This window comes from Nocardia sp. NPDC060220 (assembly GCF_042727815.1).
Classification (GTDB): domain Bacteria; phylum Actinomycetota; class Actinomycetes; order Mycobacteriales; family Mycobacteriaceae; genus Nocardia.
Window position 1 is genome coordinate 1 of the sequence record NZ_JBHWZY010001300.1, and the last position, 1,292, is coordinate 1,292.

Consider the following 1,292-nt stretch of genomic DNA (forward strand, 5'->3'; position numbering starts at 1 on the left):
GTGCAGGACAGCACCCGTGCGCGCGAGGCCTACTTCCTGCGCTACGCCGAGAATCTGCGCGCCGAATCGGCGATGCCGGTCATGCTCACCGGCGGTGTCCGCACCCTCGAATTCATGAACGACGTGCTGGCACAGGGCGCGGTCGATGTGATCGGGCTCGGCCGCCCGTTCGCGGTGCGCCCCGATATCGCGGCCGAACTGCTGGCCGGTACGCAGGAGCCGCAGACGCTGCCCACGGCGCCGCGCATCCCGATCAAGGGCGCGACGCCGATCAACTCCTATCTCCAATTGGCCTGGCACGCGGCGAATTTCCGGCGCATCGCGGCCGGCGAGCGTCAGGTGAGCGGACCGGGCGCGATCCGGACTCTGGTCGCCGCCGGGACCACCGTGACCGCCCGCACGCTCACCCAATTCTGATCACCGAGGAGCAACTCATGAGCCTGCCCACTCCCACTCCCGGCCTGCGGGCCGTCGTCACCGGAGCCTCCTCCGGGATCGGCGAAGCCCTCGCCGACGGCCTGGCCGGTCGCGGATACTCGTTGATCCTGGTGGCCCGCCGCGAAGACCGGTTGCACGAGTTGGCCCATCGGCTTGCCGAACGTCACCGCGTCGACGCCGAGGTCCGCGCCGTCGACCTGTCCGACCGCGACGAGCGCGCGACACTGTGCGAGGAACTCGCCACCCGCGAGATCGCCGTCCTGTGCAACAACGCCGGTTTCGCCACCTACGGCACGCTGGCGACCGCGAACCCGGCCAGGGAACGCCAGCAGGTGGAGCTGAATACCGTTGCCGTACACGACCTCACGCTCGCCGTACTGCCCGGCATGCTCGCCCGCCGCGCGGGCGCGATCCTGATCACCGGATCCACCGCGGGCAACCAGCCCGGCCCGAACAATGCCACCTACGCCGCCAGCAAGGCCTTCGCCAACACCTTCGCCGAATCGCTGCACGGTGAATTGGCCGGCACCGGCGTGCAGTGCACCTTGCTCGCGCCGGGGCCGGTGCGGACCGAATACGCCGAGGTGGCTGAGGTTCCGAACCTGGACCGGATGGTGCCGGGCCCGCTGTGGGTCAGCGCCGAACAGGCCGCGAACGATGCGATCGCGGGCATGGCAGGCGGTCGCCGCCGTGTAGTCCCCGGCATCTTCGCCAAGGTACAGACCGTCGGCGGCCAGTACACCCCGCGCGGGTTGGTCGGGCCGATCCTGCGCACCATCTACCGAAGGGTCAAGTGACATGGGTTGGGAACCGCCGACCGGACCGAGGGCCGATCTTTCCAGGCGGATATGCGC

The 1,292-nt window shown here is 69.7% G+C and carries 1 protein-coding gene and 1 pseudogene; both read left to right on the forward strand.

The window, feature by feature from the left end; genetic code table 11:
• Positions 1-417 (forward strand): annotated as a pseudogene (locus ACFWF3_RS36215) (NADH:flavin oxidoreductase); the annotation flags it as partial.
• A 17-nt stretch (positions 418-434) separates the two neighbouring features.
• The gene (locus tag ACFWF3_RS36220) at positions 435-1,235 is read left to right on the forward strand and encodes an SDR family NAD(P)-dependent oxidoreductase (protein WP_379318683.1); all 801 of its coding nucleotides are present in this window, start codon (positions 435-437) and stop codon (positions 1,233-1,235) included.
• The last annotated feature ends 57 nt before the right edge of the window (positions 1,236-1,292 follow it).

What these genes read in the sequence shown, in the direction of transcription:
- ACFWF3_RS36220 (WP_379318683.1), top strand. Translation starts at nt 435, where the DNA reads ATGAGCCTGCCCACTCCCACTCCCGGCCTGCGGGCCGTCGTCACCGGA.